At 45.6% G+C, this 18,543-nt stretch carries 17 protein-coding genes; 15 read left to right on the plus strand and 2 right to left on the minus strand.

Annotated elements, in window-relative coordinates:
• Positions 1–41: 41 nt before the first annotated feature.
• The 11 genes from AB5026_RS05895 (at position 42) to AB5026_RS05945 (ending at position 12,227) form a co-directional block, all read left to right on the plus strand.
• A complete protein-coding gene (locus AB5026_RS05895; protein ID WP_022427359.1) occupies positions 42–1,016 on the plus strand; it encodes a hypothetical protein in 975 nt (324 codons plus the stop codon).
• 98 nt (positions 1,017–1,114) lie between these two features.
• Positions 1,115–2,848 (plus strand): phospho-sugar mutase, encoded by a 1,734-nt coding sequence (locus AB5026_RS05900; RefSeq protein WP_015527116.1) that lies wholly within the window; start codon positions 1,115–1,117, stop codon positions 2,846–2,848.
• Between the two features lie 102 nt (positions 2,849–2,950).
• Positions 2,951–3,244, plus strand: coding sequence for an HU family DNA-binding protein (locus tag AB5026_RS05905; RefSeq protein ID WP_227573730.1), 294 nt, complete (start codon positions 2,951–2,953; stop codon positions 3,242–3,244).
• 73 nt (positions 3,245–3,317) lie between these two features.
• Complete coding sequence (locus AB5026_RS05910) at positions 3,318–3,557, plus strand: RNA-binding S4 domain-containing protein (protein WP_015527118.1); 240 nt, start codon at positions 3,318–3,320, stop codon at positions 3,555–3,557.
• 90 nt (positions 3,558–3,647) lie between these two features.
• Entirely contained in the window at positions 3,648–3,929 is a 282-nt protein-coding gene (gene yabP / locus AB5026_RS05915; RefSeq protein WP_368212965.1) for a sporulation protein YabP, read from the plus strand.
• Between the two features lie 111 nt (positions 3,930–4,040).
• On the plus strand, positions 4,041–4,355 hold the full coding sequence (locus AB5026_RS05920; protein WP_021650636.1) for a septum formation initiator family protein: 315 nt from the start codon (positions 4,041–4,043) through the stop codon (positions 4,353–4,355).
• Between the two features lie 119 nt (positions 4,356–4,474).
• On the plus strand, positions 4,475–5,968 hold the full coding sequence (locus AB5026_RS05925) for a SpoIIE family protein phosphatase (RefSeq protein ID WP_015527120.1): 1,494 nt from the start codon (positions 4,475–4,477) through the stop codon (positions 5,966–5,968).
• Between the two features lie 25 nt (positions 5,969–5,993).
• On the plus strand, positions 5,994–7,436 hold the full coding sequence (gene tilS / locus AB5026_RS05930) for a tRNA lysidine(34) synthetase TilS (RefSeq protein WP_118753308.1): 1,443 nt from the start codon (positions 5,994–5,996) through the stop codon (positions 7,434–7,436).
• Positions 7,433–7,960 (plus strand): hypoxanthine phosphoribosyltransferase, encoded by a 528-nt coding sequence (hpt, locus tag AB5026_RS05935; RefSeq protein WP_015527123.1) that lies wholly within the window; start codon positions 7,433–7,435, stop codon positions 7,958–7,960. The genes tilS and hpt overlap by 4 nt, the downstream gene beginning before the upstream one ends.
• A 16-nt stretch (positions 7,961–7,976) precedes the next feature.
• Positions 7,977–9,824, plus strand: a complete 1,848-nt coding sequence (ftsH, locus tag AB5026_RS05940; protein WP_022427362.1) for an ATP-dependent zinc metalloprotease FtsH — start codon at positions 7,977–7,979, stop codon at positions 9,822–9,824.
• A gap of 285 nt (positions 9,825–10,109) precedes the next feature.
• Entirely contained in the window at positions 10,110–12,227 is a 2,118-nt protein-coding gene (locus AB5026_RS05945; protein WP_368212967.1) for a glycoside hydrolase family 13 protein, read from the plus strand.
• A gap of 81 nt (positions 12,228–12,308) precedes the next feature.
• On the opposite strand, the gene AB5026_RS05950 is transcribed toward AB5026_RS05945, so the two are convergent.
• Together AB5026_RS05950 and AB5026_RS05955 are read right to left on the minus strand one after the other, a co-directional pair.
• Positions 12,309–12,620, minus strand: a complete 312-nt coding sequence (locus AB5026_RS05950; protein ID WP_022427364.1) for a metalloregulator ArsR/SmtB family transcription factor — start codon at positions 12,618–12,620, stop codon at positions 12,309–12,311.
• A gap of 134 nt (positions 12,621–12,754) precedes the next feature.
• Complete coding sequence (locus AB5026_RS05955; protein WP_329984590.1) at positions 12,755–15,067, minus strand: heavy metal translocating P-type ATPase; 2,313 nt, start codon at positions 15,065–15,067, stop codon at positions 12,755–12,757.
• 12 nt (positions 15,068–15,079) lie between these two features.
• On the opposite strand from AB5026_RS05955, the gene AB5026_RS05960 reads away from it, so the two are divergent.
• The 4 genes from AB5026_RS05960 (at position 15,080) to AB5026_RS05975 (ending at position 18,531) form a co-directional block, all read left to right on the plus strand.
• A complete protein-coding gene (locus tag AB5026_RS05960; RefSeq protein ID WP_368212968.1) occupies positions 15,080–15,856 on the plus strand; it encodes a hypothetical protein in 777 nt (258 codons plus the stop codon).
• A 250-nt stretch (positions 15,857–16,106) separates the two neighbouring features.
• A complete protein-coding gene (locus AB5026_RS05965; RefSeq protein ID WP_227945538.1) occupies positions 16,107–16,649 on the plus strand; it encodes a 5-oxoprolinase subunit PxpA in 543 nt (180 codons plus the stop codon).
• 168 nt (positions 16,650–16,817) lie between these two features.
• Complete coding sequence (locus AB5026_RS05970) at positions 16,818–17,600, plus strand: ZIP family metal transporter (RefSeq protein WP_021652375.1); 783 nt, start codon at positions 16,818–16,820, stop codon at positions 17,598–17,600.
• A gap of 19 nt (positions 17,601–17,619) precedes the next feature.
• The gene (locus AB5026_RS05975) at positions 17,620–18,531 is read left to right on the plus strand and encodes a ketopantoate reductase family protein (RefSeq protein ID WP_044962024.1); all 912 of its coding nucleotides are present in this window, start codon (positions 17,620–17,622) and stop codon (positions 18,529–18,531) included.
• The last annotated feature ends 12 nt before the right edge of the window (positions 18,532–18,543 follow it).

An 18,543-nucleotide genomic window follows, 5' to 3' on the forward strand; every position in this document is an offset into this window, starting at 1 on the left:
TGCATAAAATAGAACGTAAAATAAGGCAGGGGGGAACTTTTTTGTATGATTATGGGTTGAGCGTGCTGGAGCAGTATGGGCTTACGGCTTCATTCTCCGGCAGGGTGCGGGGGGCACTTCTGTGCCGGACAGAAAAAGGTCCGGTGATACTCCGGGAATTTCATGGCTCGGAAAAAAAGCTTTCCATGCAGCAGCAGCTTCTTGAAAAAATGAAAGAACAGAACTGTCTTGTGGACGCCTATCTCAGAAACAGGGAAGGCGTACTGGTAAGCAGGGACAAAGATTCTGTTCCATATACTGCACAGATCTGGTTTGAGGGACGGGAATGTGACACGAGATCCGAAAACGATATTTTAAAAAGCATCCGGACTCTGGCACAGATCCACAAGATCATGCAGCTTCCTGTGGAAATGGATTATGCGGGAAGAAATCTGCAGGAAGAATATATCCGGCATAATCAGGAAATGAAAAAAATACGCCGTTTTATCCGAAAAAAAGGAGCGGTCAATTCTTTTGAGAAAGATTATCTGAAAAGCGTGGAATGGTTTCTGCAAAAAGGAGAAGAAGCGGCAGCTATGCTGGAAACCACGGATTATAAAAATCTGCGGCAGCAGTCTCTTCAAAGCGGCAGTATCTGTCATGGCGAATATAATCAGCATAATGTGCTGATACTTGGGAAAAACACAGCGGTGACGAATTTCAGTCACTGGAGCTTTGATGTGCAGATGGCAGATCTGTACCGCTTTATGCGGAAAATCCTGGAGAAATACAGCTGGGATCTGCACCTCGCGCAGAAGATGCTTTCTGCATATGATTCCGTACGGCCGCTCTCGGAGTCTGAGTGGCAGAACCTGAGAGTCCGGTTCTGTTATCCGGAAAAATACTGGAAACTGGCAAATCATTATTATACACATAACAAGGCTGTGATCTCCGGAAAAAATGTGGAAAAGCTGAGAACCCTGATCCATCAGAAAAAACAGTGGGAGGAATTTTCAAAACAGTGCTTCAGGCAGTAATGATTCTGAATGTGACAAAAACAAAACTTCCCTTTTTCTGAAAATTGTTATATAATATTAAGTATCTTATATAAAGAAACAGGGAGGTATTTTGGAACATGGATTATAAAGAAATCTATAATCAGTGGCTTGAAAACCCATACTTCGATGAGGCGACAAAAGAAGAACTGAAAGCGATCAAAGACGACGAGAATGAGATCAAAGAGCGTTTTTATATGGATCTAGAGTTTGGTACGGCAGGCCTGCGTGGTATCATCGGCGCAGGTACCAACCGTATGAATATTTATGTGGTAAGAAGAGCAACCCAGGGGCTTGCAAACTATATTGCCAAGGTTGACAAGAAATCCCAGGGAGTTGCTATCGCATATGATTCCCGTCATATGTCACCGGAGTTTGCCCAGGAAGCAGCACTTTGCCTGGCAGCAAACGGGATCAAGGCTTATATCTTTGAGACACTTCGTCCGACACCGGAGCTTTCCTTTGCAGTACGTCATCTGGGCTGTGTGGCAGGTATCAACGTAACAGCCAGCCACAATCCTCCGGAATACAACGGATACAAGGTTTACTGGGAGGACGGCGCGCAGATCACACCACCTCATGATTCCGGTATCATGGGCGAGGTAAAGGCGATCTCCGACTGGAATACCGTAAAGACCATGGACAAGGAAGACGCAGTAAAGGCAGGACTTTTCGAAGTGATCGGACAGGCTGTCGATGATGCTTACATGGCAGAGCTTAAGAAACAGATCATCCATATGGATGCGATCCAGGCAGAGGGCAGGAACCTGAAGATCGTTTACACACCTCTTCACGGAACCGGCAATATCCCGGCCAGAAGGATCCTTAAAGAGCTTGGATTTGAGAATGTATATGTAGTACCGGAGCAGGAGCTTCCGAACGGGGATTTCCCGACAGTCAGCTATCCGAACCCGGAGGCAGCAGAGGCATTTGAGCTTGGCCTAAAGCTTGCGAAGGAAGTGGATGCAGACATCGTACTTGCCACAGACCCGGATGCAGACCGTCTTGGCGTCCGCGTAAAGGATAAAAACGGAGAGTATCATGATCTTACCGGTAACATGTCCGGATGCCTTCTTGCAAACTATGAGCTGAGCCAGAGAAAGGCTGTAAACGGAAGCCTTCCGGAGGACGGAGCTCTTGTAAAGACTATCGTTACAACAAACCTGGCAGATGCCATTGCCAAGGGATACAACGTGAATCTTATCGAAGTACTTACCGGATTCAAATACATCGGACAGCAGATCCTCGGATTTGAGAACAGTGGCAAGGGTACATATCTTTTCGGATTTGAGGAGAGCTACGGCTGCCTGATCGGAACCTATGCAAGAGACAAGGATGCCATTGTTGCTACCATGGCACTTTGCGAAGCTGCTGCTTACTATAAGACACAGGGCAAGACTCTCTGGGATGCAATGATCGATATGTATGAGGAGTTCGGTTACTATAAGGATGCCATTCAGGCAGTTACCATGAAGGGTATCGAGGGACTTCAGAAGATCCAGGAGATCATGACAACACTTCGTCAGAATCCGCCTGCTGAGTTTGCCGGACATAAGGTGACTGCTGTACGTGACTACAAGCTGGATGAGATCACAGATCTTGCAACAGGTGAGAAGAAGCCGACAGGACTTCCGAATTCCAATGTTCTCTACTATGAGCTTACCGATGATGCATGGGTTTGCGTAAGACCGTCCGGAACAGAGCCTAAGGTTAAATTCTATTATGGCGTTAAGGGAACATCTCTTGCAGATGCAGACGAGAAATCCGATGCAATGGGCAAGGCTGTTCTCGAAATGGTTGATTCCATGAAATGATAAAATGGTCACATTCCGCCTGTAATATGCGAAAAACCTTGACATTATAAGCCAAAAGCGGTATATATATAAAGCAAAGTCAAAAATAAGAGAACATCAATTATAGGAGGAAACACCATGAATAAAACAGAGTTAGTGGCAGCAATGGCGAAAGACACCAATCTTTCCAAGAAAGATGTAGAAGCTGTTCTGAAATCTTTTATCGATGTTGTAACAGATGAACTGAAAAAAGGCGAGAAGATTCAGCTGGTTGGATTTGGAACTTTCGAAGTAAGCACAAGAGCTGCAAGAGAGGGAAGAAATCCTCAGACTGGTGAGACCATGACGATCGAGGCTTCCAAGTCTCCGAAGTTCAAAGCAGGAAAAGCTTTAAAGGACGTTGTCAACGGTAAATAATCTGTTGGTTCAGAGTGATAACGGCAGGGGAAACCGGGTTTTGGTTTCCCCTGCTTTTTTAGGAGGAAAAATTATGCGTCTTGATAAATATCTGAAAGTATCCAGACTGATCAAACGCCGTACGGTGGCAAATGAAGCCTGCGATGCAGGAAGAGTTCTGGTCAATGACAAGCCGGCCAAGGCTTCTGTACAGGTAAAGACCGGTGACACTGTGGAGATCCAGTTTGGAAGCCGTAATGTAAAGGTTGAAGTCCTGGAAGTTAAGGAAACGGTAAAAAAGGATGAAGTGGAAAGCATGTTCCGCTATATCTGATGCAGGGACAGCTGCCGTTTGGGCGTGATGGTCTATTCCGGATGGATTTTTCATAAAATAAAAGAGAAATCATCCCCAGGGAGGTATGGATTGGACGAGAAGAAACCGGCAGCATTTCACAGTCTGATGCTGGAGCGGCAGAAAGGCGGCACCATAACGGGAATCCGGGAGGTGATCTCTTTCAATGAAAAAGAAATACTGCTGCATACAGAGGAAGGAAAGTTATCCATAAAAGGCGAAGGACTTCATGTAAAACATCTTGATCTGAAAAGCGGGCAGCTTAGCTTGGAGGGAAAAATCGACAGTCTTACCTATCTTGGCAGGAAAAAGGACAAAAAAGAAGGATCCCTTTTAAAAAGACTGTTCCATTAAAGCTAAAATGACAGCAAACCGGTTGATATTTTTTTGAAGAAGTTGTAAAATCTGGATGTATAAGCTCGTAAAAGGTAAAGAGATCAGATTGTGTAAAAAAGGAGCAGCAGATTGAAAAATCCAAAAAATGGAAAAGAAAAAAAACGGATCGGATATAATTATCTTGGCATGGCGGGGATCATGGTGATCGCACTGGTGTTGCTGGGAAGCCTTATGCTGCAGAGTAAGACTCTGGAACGGCGCAGGGATTATTATGATTCCAAAGCTACAGCACTGGAGAAGTCCATTGAAAGTGAGAAGGAACGTACCAAGGAAATCGAAGCAGAGAAAGAACATATGAAGACCGACGAATATGTGGAAGAGGCGGCTCGTGAGAAGCTGGGACTTGTGAAAGACAACGAGATCGTGTTTCAGGAAGAAAAATAGCTGAAAATCAAAGGTTTCGACGAAATTTTTTTTGACATTTTCGTGCGGCTTTGACAGATATTTCAGGGATCTTCCTTTATAATGTTCAGTCAGTGAAGGTTATAAGGGGAGGGGAAAATATGCAGGAATGGATCATTGCCATGCTCGTAGTCAGCATACTGCTGATACTCCGGGACATGGCAAAAACTGTCTTTTCGGGAAAGACGAAGGAAAAAGAAGAAATGCTGCCGCTTTGTGAAAGCCATCCCCAGAAGGAAAAAGTGGAACGGTATGCAGCATCCTTCCGGAAGCTTGCGGATACATTCTACGGAATGCCTTACCGTAAGGAATTTTTGAGCGGAGGACAGCTGAACCGTATCATATCGGACACCAGTGCGGCTGTATGTTCCAGATGTTATCAGAGAGAGATCTGCTGGGGAGAGCGTGCCGGGGAAACCATGCGGGGCAGTGAGAATATGATCCGTACCATGGAGGAAGGCAATGAAGAGAGTATCCAGAGAGCACGCAGTGAATGGATGGGAGCATGTGGCCGTTCCGCCCAGTATTTTCAGGTCCTGAATGAGGGATTTCGTGAAGAAAGGCAGAATCTCGTGTGGGATAACCGGATGATCGAAAGCCGGCTTGCAGTTGCACAGCAGCTGACGGAAATCTCGAGGATCATGGATCATATGGCAGAAGAGCTGTATGATATCATGCCGGCAGATCCGCAGTTTCAGGAAGATCTGAAAAAGGCTCTTCGTAAAAAGCATGTACTTGTAAAGAATGTCTGGGTCATGGATAAGATCGAAGGAAGACGGCAGATATTTCTGAATCTGAGAGCCAGGAGCGGACAGTGTGTTTCCATGACAGAGATCGCACAGATCCTGTCCAGGATCTGCGGAAGCTCCATGACGCCGGACGCCGACAGCCGCAGTATTGTAAATGGAGATTTTCGTATGGTCCATTTTGTGGAGGATGTCAGTTATCAGATGCTTTACGGAGTAGCGCGGCTTACAAGAGAAGCGGAAAAGGTTTCCGGAGACAATTATATCTGTCGTCAGGAAGAGGATGGCAGGTTTTTTCTCTGTCTGTCTGATGGGATGGGTTCCGGAATAGAAGCGTTTAAAGAAAGCGAGATCGTGGTGGAACTTCTGGAACAGTTTCTGGAATCCGGCTTTTCTCAGGAAACAGCTGCCAGAATGGTGAATTCCGCACTGCTATTGAAAGGACGGGAAGGGATGTTTTCTACTGTTGATATCTGTGCGGTGGATCTTTATACCGGGATCTGTGATTTTCTGAAAGCAGGGGCGTCTTCCACATTTATTAAAAGAGATCACTGGGTGGAATCCATTGCTTCGGAAAATCTTGCAGCAGGCTTGGTCCAGCAGCTGGATTTTGATACTGCCTCAAGGAAGCTTTATCATGGAGATTATCTGATCATGATGACAGATGGAGTTCTGGATGCGCTTCCTACAGAACGGGAAGAGGAAACCATGAAGGAGATCATTATGGATGTCCGGGAAAAAGAGCCCAGGGAGATGGGACGGGGAATACTGGAAAGGGTCCTGGGATACAGTGATTATCATGCCAGGGATGATATGACAGTAGTTGTGGCAGGATTGTGGAAAAAATAGAGTATTTTTGGTTACAGGAGAAAAAATGATCACACGTGTAAGAAAATATATCAGAGACAATCGGATGCTGAAAGCAGAGGATATGGTTGTGGCAGGGGTTTCCGGAGGGGCGGATTCCATAGCAATGCTTCATATTTTGAAAAGTCTTCAGAAAGAGATCGGTTTTTCCATGGAAGTGGTTCATGTCCATCATGGGATCCGTGGCCAGGAGGCGGACCGGGATGAGCAGTTTGTGGAAAAAATCTGCCGGGATTGGGGAATCCCTTTCCGGTCCAGGCATTATCCGGTTCCGGAGCTTTCCGGAAAGTGGAAACTGGGAGAAGAAGAAACCGGAAGGATCGTGCGAAAACAGGCGTTTCAGGAGGAAAAAAAGAGACTTGGTTTTTCCGGAGAACAGTCAAAAAAGAACGGACAGTTCCGGGTTGCGCTGGCACATAATCGCAACGATCTGGCAGAGACTATGCTGCATCATCTGGCAAGGGGAACCGGTATCCGGGGACTTTCCGGGATACAGGCGGTAAATGGTGAGATCATCCGGCCGGTTTTGTGTTTAGAACGGAAGGAGATCGTCAATTATCTGAAAGAGAGAGGTATTTCCTATATCACAGACAGCAGCAATCTTTCAGATGACTATACAAGAAACCGGATCCGTAACCATATTCTTCCGGCTATGGAACAGAAGATCAATGCAAAAGCGGTGGAGCATATGGCAGAAACCGCACGGGTTCTGGCAGAGGCAGATTCGTATCTTCAGAAAAAGGGAAGGGAGCTTCTGGCAGGCTGCCGGAAAGAAAATGGCTATCTTCTGGATGAAAAATTTTTTGCACAGGATCCTATCCTTCAGGAATATGCGGTGATGGAGGCGTTTGAGATACTGTCAGGAAAACGTAAAGACTTTACATCTCTTCATGTGGACCAGGTCCTTTCGCTTCAAAAAAAAGAAAACGGTCGTTATATCAACCTTCCGGAATCGCTGCGGGTAATACGACAGTACGGAGGGGTATGTCTGAAAAAGAACTCTGCATCAGACAGAGAGAACGATGCTTCCACTGAAAAAAAAGTATCGGCAGGTCTCAGAGAAATGTCTATGGAGCTTCCGGTACCTGGAATTCTGGAAAGTCCTTTCGGAGTTTTTGAGTCGAAAATTTTTTCTTATAAGAAACAGAAGATTGAAGAAAAAAAGTATACGAAATGGTTTGATTATGATAAAATAAAAAATAGTCCATGCGTTCGGACCAGAAGACAGGGAGATTATCTTACTGTAAACAGTGAAGGCGGAAGAAAGAAGCTGAACCGGATCTTTATTGATGAGAAGATTCCGGCGGAGATGAGAGACAGGCTTCCGGTTGTTGCGGTAGGATCTGAGATACTCTGGATCCCGGGAGGACGGATGAACGAGAAGTATAAGATCACTTCCACTACAGGGAGAGTGTTAGAATTACATTACCAAGGAGGAGCTTTAGCATGAGCGAAAAAATCAGGGTTTTACTCAGTGAAGAAGAGGTAGATGCCCGTATCCAGGAAGTTGCAGATATGATCAACAAGGATTATGACGGAAAAGATGTACACATGATCTGCGTTCTGAAAGGCGGCGTTTTCTTTATGTGTGAGCTTGCCAAGAGGATCACACGCCCGGTAACACTGGATTTCATGTCTGTGTCCAGTTACGGTGATGATACGAAATCCAGCGGTGTTGTAAAGATCGTCAAAGATCTGGATCAGCCACTGGACGGGAAAGATGTTCTGATCGTAGAGGATATCATTGATTCAGGCAGAACCTTAAGCTATCTGCTGCGTATCCTGAAGGGCAGACATCCGGCAAGCATCAGACTCTGTACACTTCTTGACAAACCGGAGAGACGTGTGACAGATGTAGAGGTAGATTACTGCTGCTTCAATATTCCGGACGAGTTTGTAGTAGGATACGGACTTGATTATGCCCAGAAATACAGAAACCTTCCTTACATCGGAGTAGTGGAGCTTCAGGACTGAAAGGAGATTTAACCAAGTGAGCAAGCATTCAGGTAAGATAGGTCTGTACCTTCTGCTTATTGTGGCACTGATCGCAGGATATCTGTATCTCAATGACCAGGTATCTACCCAGGGCAGCTACACAATGGGCCAGCTGGAAAAGGCTCTGGAAGAAGACAAAGTGACGGATGCGGTGATCCATCAGAACAGAGAAGTGCCCACCGGTTATGTAACAGCAAACATTGTTTCAGACGGTCAGAAGACAGTCTACGTAACCGATGTAAAGGAAGCGGAGGCGCTTCTTGAAGAACATGATATCGATCCGACGATCCGCAATGTACCCAAGGACAGCTCCATGATCGGAACAGTACTTCCGGTAGTGCTTACCGGCGCGATCCTTCTCTTTTTCTTTATGATGATGAACCGGCAGATGTCCGGAGGCGGCGGAAGCAATGCGAAGATGATGAACTTTGGAAAAAGCAGAGCCAGGATGTCGTCCCCTGATGATAAGAAAGTAACGTTCAAGGATGTTGCAGGTCTTCAGGAGGAGAAGGAGGATCTGGAGGAAGTGGTGGATTTCCTGAAATCCCCACAGAAGTATACCAAGGTAGGTGCCAGGATCCCGAAAGGCGTGATCCTTGTGGGCCCTCCGGGAACAGGTAAAACTCTTCTCGCGAAGGCAGTTGCAGGAGAGGCCGGAGTTCCGTTTTTCTCCATTTCCGGATCCGATTTCGTGGAGATGTTTGTTGGTGTCGGTGCTTCCCGTGTACGAGATCTTTTTGAAGAGGGCAAGCGTCATGCACCGTGCATCATCTTTATTGATGAGATCGATGCGGTAGCCCGTCAGAGAGGAACCGGTATGGGCGGCGGCCACGATGAGAGAGAGCAGACGTTGAACCAGCTTCTTGTAGAGATGGATGGTTTTGGAGTAAATGAAGGAATCATCGTAATGGCAGCGACCAACCGTGTGGATATTCTGGATCCTGCGATCCTCCGTCCGGGACGATTTGACCGTAAAGTCGGTGTGGGACGCCCGGATGTCAAGGGCAGAGAAGAGATCCTTATGGTCCATGCCAAGGACAAACCGCTGGGAGATGATGTGGATCTTCGCCAGATCGCCCAGACAACCGCAGGATTTACAGGCGCAGATCTGGAGAACCTTCTTAACGAAGCTGCCATTGATGCTGCAAAAGAGGGCCGTCCTTATATCATGCAGAAGGATATCAAGAAAGCATTCATCAAGGTCGGGATCGGTGCAGAAAAGAAGAGCAAGGTCATCTCTGATAAAGAGAAAAAGATCACAGCTTATCATGAAGCAGGCCATGCGATCCTGTTCCATGTACTTCCTCATATGGATCCGGTATACACCATTTCCATTATCCCTACGGGAATGGGAGCTGCTGGCTACACCATGCCGCTGCCGGATAATGATGAGATGTTTAATACAAAGAACAAAATGCTGGAGGATATCACCACGCTTCTTGGCGGACGTGTGGCTGAGGAGATCATCTTCGGAGATATCACTACCGGTGCTTCCAATGATATCAAACGTGCCACAGAGACTGCACGCTCTATGGTAATGAAATACGGTATGTCTGAAAAAATCGGTCTGATCGCTTACGGCAACGATGACGATGAGGTATTTATCGGCCGTGATCTGGCACATACCAGAGGCTACAGTGAGGAAGTGGCAAGAGAGATCGATGGGGAGATTTCCCGTATCATCCGTGAGTGCCATGAGAATGCAGAGAGCATCATCCGTGAGAATATCGGCGTTCTTCACAGCTGTGCGGCCCTTCTTCTCGAGAAGGAAAAGATACATCGTGAAGAGTTTGAAGCACTTTTTACAACAGAAAAAGAAGAGGTTGCAAAAACAAACGAATAAAATGCACAAAAAAATATATTGAATTTTGTGAACTTTGTGCACACTTTTTGGGGGACACATGGTACTATAAATACCGTAAAAACCCCCCAATACATTATATAGTTTTTGCTACACCCCATAAGAAGAAATACCTTCTCCAAAAAAGGCAGCTTAACCAGCTGCCTTTTTTACTGCCCAAAAATAAAGACGGATTACGGAGAAAACAGATATATATGCTTGCGGGATGGGAAAAATTAAGATAATATATTTAAAACATGGTACTAAAAACGGAATGAGGAAGATAGAATGTTATATGAAAGCATGGAGACTGCAAAGAAGATGCGGTATATACTCAATATGAGTCCGGTATTAAATAAAGACGCAATGTTCAGTGACGGGACGGAATATTACCGTACACCTGTGGAGCCGCGGGAAGGTGATACAGTTACGATCCGTTTTCGTACCCAGAGAAATAATGTGGACAACGTCTGTCTTGTGCATGACGGAGAATATCTGGAAATGAAGTGGGAAAAAACTTCCGGAAGCTTTGATTATTATACTGCACAGATCGTAATGGGAAAAAATCTTGTACGATATTACTTTGAGATCCATTCAGGACTTGTTACCTGTTATTATGATACAAATGGTGTAAGCACCAGACATGAGGAAAGGACAGAATTTGAGATCTATCCCGGATATCATGTGCCTGAGTGGCTGAAGGGTGCTGTGATGTATCAGATTTATGTGGATCGTTTCTGTAACGGAGATCCTTCCAATGATGTGGAAACAGGGGAATATTTCTATATCGGGGACACTTCCGTAAAAGTGGATAACTGGGAAAAGGTTCCGGCTGTGATGGGTGTCCGGGAATTTTATGGCGGCGATCTTCAGGGAGTTATGGATAAGCTGGATTATCTTCAGGAGCTTGGAGTAGATGTGATCTATCTGAATCCGGTCTTTGTCTCTCCCAGCAACCATAAGTATGACTGTCAGGATTACGATCATATCGATCCGCATATCGGAAGGATCGTAGCGGACTGTGATGGTCTGTTAAGTCCCGGAGACAGTGATAACAGTCATGCCCTTAAGTATATCCGCCGTGTGACCGATAAACGGAATTTGGAGGCCAGTAATAAGCTTTTTCAGGAGCTTGTGGAGGAAATTCACAGAAGAGGGATGAAAGTGATCCTGGATGGGGTATTTAACCATTGCGGATCCTTTAATAAATGGATGGACAGGGAACGGATCTACGAAAATCAGGAAGGCTACGAAAAGGGGGCCTATGTTTCGGCGGACAGCCCTTATCGTTCTTTCTTCTGCTTCCAGGATCAGAACCGCTGGCCCTATAATCCAACCTACGACGGCTGGTGGACCCATGATACCCTGCCAAAGCTGAACTACGAAGAATCTGAGGAGCTTTGCCGGACGATCCTTGATGTGGGCAGAAAATGGGTTTCGCCGCCGTATAACGTAGACGGCTGGAGACTGGATGTAGCTGCAGATCTGGGCCACAGCAATGATTTTAACCATCACTTCTGGAAAGAGTTCCGGAGGACAGTAAAAGAAGCCAATCCTGATGCAGTGATCCTTGCAGAACACTACGGAAATCCGGAAAGCTGGCTTCGCGGCGATGAGTGGGATACGGTTATGAACTATGACGCTTTTATGGAGCCTGTAACCTGGTTCCTGACCGGAATGGAGAAGCACAGTGATGAGTACCGGGAGGACCTTTATGGCAACAGTGAGGCCTTTATCGGGGCGATGAAGCATCATATGCAGTCTTTGCATATGGGAGCGCTTTATGGAGCCATGAATGAGCTTTCAAACCATGACCATTCCAGATTTTTGACAAGGACCAATCACAGAGTAGGAAGGCTTTCCTACGCAGGCGCAGAGGCAGCATCTGCAGGCATCAATCCTGCCATCATGAGAGAGGCTGTTGTGATCCAGATGACGTGGCCTGGTGCGCCTACGGTATATTACGGGGATGAGGCCGGCGTCTGCGGCTTTACAGATCCGGATAACCGCAGAACTTATCCCTGGGGAAAAGAAGACCAAGAGATGCTGGACTTTCATAAACGCATGATCTGCATACACAAGGCATATCCGATTCTTGCAAAGGGTTCCCTGGAATTTTTGTGGAACGATCATCAGGGCTTGAGCTATGGTCGTTTTTCTGATTCTGAACAGATCCTAGTGATCCTTAATAATCAGGATCAGGAGAGAGACATAAGGGTAGCAGCCTGGAAAACCGGTGTAAGCCGGAAAGAAGCAACGGCTTTTCAGCGCCTGATGCTTTCTTCCGGAGAGGGTTATACGGAAATGCCGGAAGAATATATTGCAGATGCAGGGATTCTTCAGGTGAAGATGCCTGCATACGGAGCGATGGTGCTTCACCACAGGGCGAGGGATAAATATAAATGATGCACGAGTAAGGCAGAGAAAAAAAGCCAATCTGTTCTTCCATTGGGAAGCAGATTGGCTTTTTGCATTGTGTTTTATGAGTTATTCTTCTGTAACGTGTTCCAGACCCTGATTCATGATGGTTGCCACATGGCTGTCTGCCAGGGAGTAGTAAATGGTTTTTCCGTCTCTTCGAAATTTGACCAGTGACATCTGCTTCAGTACCCGGAGCTGATGGGAAATGGCACTCTGGGTCATGGAAAGACGATCGGCAATATCCTGAACACAGAGCTCTTCCACAGAAAGTACGTACAGGATACGGATCCTGGTAGGATCACCGAAAACCTTGAACAGGTCGGCAAGCCGGTACAGTGTATCATCATTGATCGGGTAATCTATATGTGTTTTCTTCATTTGCGCATCCTCCAAACTGTTAACTTCTATTGTAGCTGAAAAAAACGCACCGGTCAAATTCTTTTCTGCATCACTGGGGAGTTGTATGGATGCACAGGGATCCGCTGCAGGATATCTGCCCTGCAGAACGGATCTTATTTTTTATACAGGATACGAATGGAATTCAGCACGCAGATCATGGCAACGCCAGTGTCTGCAAATACGGCCATCCACATGTTAGCATGTCCGGCAAGACCAAGGATCATAACTGCGATCTTGATCACCAGGGCAAATATTACGTTCTGCCATGCAATACGGTTTGTGCTTCGTGCAATGGCGATGGACTGAGGGATCGCATCTACATTGGAATTCATAAATACGGCATCTGCGGCTTCAATGGCAGCATCTGCACCGCTTCCCATGGCAGCACCTACATCAGCACCTGCAAGAACAGGAGCGTCGTTGATACCGTCACCGACAAACATAACCGTTCCATGTGCCTGGCGGACCTTTTTCAGGGCATTGAGCTTATCCTCCGGAAGAAGCTTTGCATAGATCTCATCGATCCCGGCATCTTTTCCTACAGCCTGTGCACTGTCTTCGGAGTCTCCAGTGAGCATAACGGTGTGGAGACCAAGCTTTTTCAGAGAAGCAATGGCTTCCTTTGCGTCAGGTTTGATGGTATCGGAGATCAGCATATATCCTGCGAAGGTTCCGTTTACTGCCATAAATACTTCAGAGCCGTAAGCGGCTTCCTTTAATTCTCCGATTGTAACTCCGAATTTATCCATCAGCTTGCGATTTCCGCAGAGAACTTTTCCCTCCGGCATTTCCGCAACGATCCCGTGACCGGAAATTTCTTCCAGGGAGATCGGTTTTTCAAATTGGATCTCACGTTCCTTTGCGGCAGCAACGATGCTGTTCGCAATAGGATGTGTGGAGTTCTGTTCACAGCCTGCACACATGGAAAGGAGTTCATTTTCTGTGTATTTACCGGTGGCAACAACCTTCTGAAGCTGGAAGTTACCCTCTGTGATAGTACCGGTCTTATCCATGATCACAGCGCCGAGCTTACTTAATCCTTCGATGGAAAGGCCACCCTTGAAAAGGATACCCTTTTTAGAACCGGCACCGATCCCGGAGAAGAAGGCCAGCGGGATACTAAGTACAAGAGCACAAGGGCAGCTCATTACCAGGAAAGTAATGGCTGTGTAGATCCAGTAATGCCAGTTTCCGGTAACAAGGGATGGGAGTATGGCAGTTGCCACTGCGATTCCTACAACACAAGGAGTATAAACCCTGGCAAAACGTGTGATAAAGCGGTCGATCTTCGGTTTGCTTGCTGCCGCGTTTTCTACGGAATCCAGAATACGAGTGACCATGGATTCTTCCAGAGGTTTTTCCACGCGGATCTTAAGCTGTCCGGAGGTATTGACGCAACCAGAAGTGATCTCATCACCTTCATTTACAGCAACCGGTACAGGTTCTCCTGTGATCGGAGAAGTGTCGATACGGCTGTTTCCCTCAATTACGATACCATCAAGAGGGATGCGGTCTCCGGGACGGACCAGAAGAATGTCTCCGATCTGAGCCTCTTCAGAGGGAATTACCTGGATATCATCGCCTGTGACCAGGTTTACAACTTCCGGACGAAGGTCTACGGCATCCATGATCTGCCCGCGGCTTCGTTCAACGGCTTTTTCCTCAAAAAGCTCGCCGATGCGGTAGAAGAGCATAACGCCTACGGCCTCAGCAGAATCATTGATGGCAAAAGCGGCAAGTGTTGCAATGCTCATGAGAAAGTTTTCGTCAAAAATCTGTCCGTGAGAGATGTTTTTGGCAGCTTTTACAACGATAACACCCCCAAGCGCCAGGTATGCGATCACAAATACAGGAAGAGTGGCACTGGTACCAAAGCCTTTGTGTTCCATGATCTCTCCGGCAACGAAGAGTACTGCACCGATGATAATACAGATGATATCTACGTTTTCCCTGGAGAAAAATTTCTTCTTGGAAGCGGTTGTGTGAGTCACTGTTTTTGGGGACTGAGCCTTTGGCTTCGGATCCTTTTCTTTTACAAGAACTTCGGATTCAATGGATGTACAGATCTTACGGATCTGATCCAGGTATCGATCCGGATTCTTTGCAGTTAAGCGAAGCTGTTTTGTTGCAAAAGTGATGGTTGCTTCGGAAATGCCTTCAAGGTTTGCAATCTGTTCCTCCATTTTGGAAGCGCAGTGAGCGCAGCCTAGATTCTCCAGAAGATAGGTCTTGGTTGTTGTGTCAGTGGAAGCTGCCGGAGCTGGATTTCTCGGAACAACTTTAACTTCAGACTCAATGGATGTGCAGATCTTGCGGATCTGCGGAAGCAGAGCGTCTGGATCTGCAGCCCCTAAGCGAAGCTGTTTTGTTGCAAAAGTAATGGTAGCGCTTTCGACGCCTTCAAGAGCCTGGATCCGTTCCTCCATTTTGGAAGCACAGTGAGCGCAGCCGAGGTTCTCCAGAATGTAGACACGCTTTGCGGTGAGAGCATTGTGGGAGTGACCATGGTGCTCATGCTCGTGATCCCCGCAGCCACAGCTGCAGTGCTCGTTATGGTGGTGATGGTGTTCGTGTGCATGATGTTCGTGTTCGGAATCCTCGCAGCCACAGCCGCAGTGCTCGTCATGGTTGTGAAGGTGCTTGTGTTCATGATGTTCGTGCTCGTGATCCTCGCAGCCACAGCCGCAGTGTTCGTCATGGTTGTGAAGGTGCTCGTGTTCATGATGTTCGTGCTCGTGATCCTCGCAGCCACAGCCGCAGTGCTCGCCATGGCTGTGATGGTGCTCGTGTTCATGATGTTCGTGCTCATGATCCTCGCAGCCACAACCACAGTGCTCGCCATGGCTGTGAAGGTGCTCGTGTTCATGATGTTCGTGCTCATGATCCTCGCAGCCACAACCACAGTGCTCGCCATGGCTGTGATGGTGCTCGTGTTCATGATGTTCGTGCTCATGATCCCCGCAGCCACAGCCGCAGTGCTCGTGTTCATGATGTTCATGTTTATGATCCTCACAACCACAGCCGCAGTGCTCATGGTGGTGATGATGCTCATGTTCATGATCTTCATGGTCATGATTCTCGTAACCACAGACGCAGTGATCATCATGGTGATGGTGCTCATGATCGTGATGTTCTTCATGCTCATCATGGCTGTGATGCGCATGCTCGTGACCGCAGCCGCAGGAATCTGCGGACTTCATGGAATCTTTCTTTAATTTTTCTTCCATATGAACTCTCCTTGCTGATTCGTTTGTTTTTTTATATGAATATATGAATTAATGTTCATATGACTATTTAATCATATATAAAAATCTTTGTCAACAGCTTTTCAAAGAACGGATCAAAGAAAAGTAAAATTTATTGCAAAAGAAATATAGAAAATATTAATATATTCTGAAAAAATAATCTATTTTATTATTTTTATTTAACATGTTATACTTTCAACAAGTAAAGAAAGGTAGCAACATGTACAGTATCGACTTAAACAGTGACATGGGTGAGAGCTTTGGCGCATATAAGCTTGGCGGCGATGAAGAGATCATCAAATATGTCACAACAGCAAATGTAGCATATGGCTGGCATGCAGGCGATCCGATGGTAATGGATAAGGTAGTCCGCATGGCAAAGGAACGTGGCGTTATGGTTGGAGCCCATCCTAGATATCCGGATCTTCTTGGCTTTGGACGAAGAAAGATGGTTCTCTCTCATGATGAAGTTAAGAATTACGTCAGATACCAGATCGGAGCACTGGCTGCATTTACCAAGAGCTACGGAATGAAGCTTCAGCATGTCGCTCCTCATGGAGCAATGGGGAATGCCTGCCAGTATGACGAGGATATTTCCACAGCGATCTGCGAGGCAATCTGTGAGTATGACAAAGATCTGATCGTTTATTACTGTGCAGGAGCAGTTCTTGGTGATATCGCTGAGAGCAAGGGACTTCGCACAGCATCTGAGATTTTTGTAGATCGTGCATACATGGATGATCTTTCTCTTGTAAATTGTTAAAAGAATTATATTGTTATATGATTTCGTAAGTGATATACTTAAACATAAGGAAAACCGTGTGAAATTACAGTTTGCTTTTTGCACGGTTTCTTTTATATATGATAGTTAGTTAAAGCTAACAACAGAACGATGTGAAAGTACTTTTGACTATACAGAAAGGAATACATAATGCTAATGAATGTTTTTGAAGGTATACTGATTCCATTTGTTGGAACAACGCTAGGTGCAGCATGCGTGTTTTTTATGAGAAAAACACTTAGCAAGTTACTGCAACGTGCACTTGCAGGGTTTGCAGCAGGTATAATGGTTGCTGCTTCAATCTGGAGTCTTCTGATTCCGGCAATTGAACAATCTGAGAATATGGGAACTTTATCGTTTGTTCCGGCAGTTGTTGGGTTCTGGATTGGTATATTGTTTTTACTCGCACTTGATCATTTGATTCCACATCTTCATGTTGGAAGTGATCAGACAGAGGGACCGAAAAGCAAACTTGGCCGTACTACGATGATGGTGTTGGCAGTTACATTACATAATATCCCTGAAGGTATGGCAGTTGGTGTAATGTATGCAGGATTTCTTGCTGAAAATGCACAGATTACAGCAACAGGTGCACTTGCTTTATCACTTGGAATTGCTATCCAGAATTTTCCAGAAGGAGCGATTATATCCATGCCGCTTAGGGCAGAGGGTGAAAGTAAGAGAAAGGCATTTCTGGGAGGTGTACTTTCAGGAGTCGTTGAACCGATTGGAGCAGTAATGACGATTCTTGTCGCACAGCTGGTAATCCCGGCATTACCATATTTACTCAGCTTTGCAGCAGGAGCTATGTTATATGTCGTGGTTGAAGAACTAATTCCGGAAATGTCTCAGGGACAGCACTCGAATATCGGTACGCTTTTCTTTGCACTTGGATTTAGTTTGATGATGATCTTGGATGTGGCACTGGGGTAAGAGGAGAGGAAAGATTCTTATGAGAATATTGATTTATGGTGCTGGTGTGATTGGATCCTTGTATGCGGCTTTATTTGCAGAAGCCGGTTATGATACAAATATTTATGCCAGAGGTAAAAGACTTGAGGCTTTAAGAAATAATGGATTGAAATATAAGAAAAATCAGGAAGTAATAAAGGCAGAGATTAGGATTCTTGGAGAACTACCAAACGATGATATTTATGATTTTGTCTTGCTTACTGTCCGGGAAAACCAGCTGTATGAAGCACTTACTGAATTGAAAAATAATAAAAGTAATACGATTGTTACAATGATAAATTCACTGGACAGTTACAATAAATGGGAAGACATTGTCGGAAAAGGAAGAATATTACCGGCTTTTCCAGGAGCAGGCGGAAGTATAAATGATGATGGTATCCTTGATGCAGCACTTACTCCAAGGTTGATTCAGCCAACAACATTTGCAGAAATATCAGGAAATAAATCCGAAAGAACTAAGCAGTTTTCAGAGATATTGAGGCATGCTCATATACCATACCAGAAAGTAACGGATATGCATCTATGGCAGCTTTGTCATCTTGCTATGGTGGTACCGATTGCAGATGCGTATTATGAATCAGACGATCCGGAGAAAGTGGGAAAAGAATGGAAAATCATGAGGAAAACAGCAGAAAGGCTGAAAAGAAATTTTAATTTTTGGCGAAAACAAAAGGGTAAACTGTCACCATGGAAAATGAATATTTTTCGCTTTTTACCATTGTCATTTCTGACGATTATGCTGGCAGTTACATTTGGAAGCAGTTTTGGAGATAAATTTATGTATCAACATGCTATGAAGGCACCAGATGAAATGAGGGAATTGCATAAGCAGTTTTATGCTTATATGAAAAAAATGAAGAAATGCGGATGCAAGGCGAAAAAGGTACAGTGATTGGAGAAAAAA

It is taken from the genome of Blautia sp. RTP21359st1_E11_RTP21359_211015 (assembly GCF_040910705.1).
Classification (GTDB): Bacteria; Bacillota; Clostridia; order Lachnospirales; family Lachnospiraceae; genus Blautia_A; species Blautia_A fusiformis.

What these genes read in the sequence shown, in the direction of transcription:
- AB5026_RS05900 (WP_015527116.1), top strand. Translation starts at nt 1,115, where the DNA reads ATGGATTATAAAGAAATCTATAATCAGTGGCTTGAAAACCCATACTTC.
- AB5026_RS05910 (WP_015527118.1), top strand. Translation starts at nt 3,318, where the DNA reads ATGCGTCTTGATAAATATCTGAAAGTATCCAGACTGATCAAACGCCGT.
- AB5026_RS05925 (WP_015527120.1), top strand. Translation starts at nt 4,475, where the DNA reads ATGCAGGAATGGATCATTGCCATGCTCGTAGTCAGCATACTGCTGATA.
- tilS (WP_118753308.1), top strand. Translation starts at nt 5,994, where the DNA reads ATGATCACACGTGTAAGAAAATATATCAGAGACAATCGGATGCTGAAA.
- hpt (WP_015527123.1), top strand. Translation starts at nt 7,433, where the DNA reads ATGAGCGAAAAAATCAGGGTTTTACTCAGTGAAGAAGAGGTAGATGCC.
- AB5026_RS05945 (WP_368212967.1), top strand. Translation starts at nt 10,110, where the DNA reads ATGTTATATGAAAGCATGGAGACTGCAAAGAAGATGCGGTATATACTC.
- AB5026_RS05950 (WP_022427364.1), bottom strand. Translation starts at nt 12,620, where the DNA reads ATGAAGAAAACACATATAGATTACCCGATCAATGATGATACACTGTAC.
- AB5026_RS05955 (WP_329984590.1), bottom strand. Translation starts at nt 15,067, where the DNA reads ATGGAGGAACGGATCCAGGCTCTTGAAGGCGTCGAAAGCGCTACCATT.
- AB5026_RS05965 (WP_227945538.1), top strand. Translation starts at nt 16,107, where the DNA reads ATGTACAGTATCGACTTAAACAGTGACATGGGTGAGAGCTTTGGCGCA.
- AB5026_RS05970 (WP_021652375.1), top strand. Translation starts at nt 16,818, where the DNA reads ATGCTAATGAATGTTTTTGAAGGTATACTGATTCCATTTGTTGGAACA.
- AB5026_RS05975 (WP_044962024.1), top strand. Translation starts at nt 17,620, where the DNA reads ATGAGAATATTGATTTATGGTGCTGGTGTGATTGGATCCTTGTATGCG.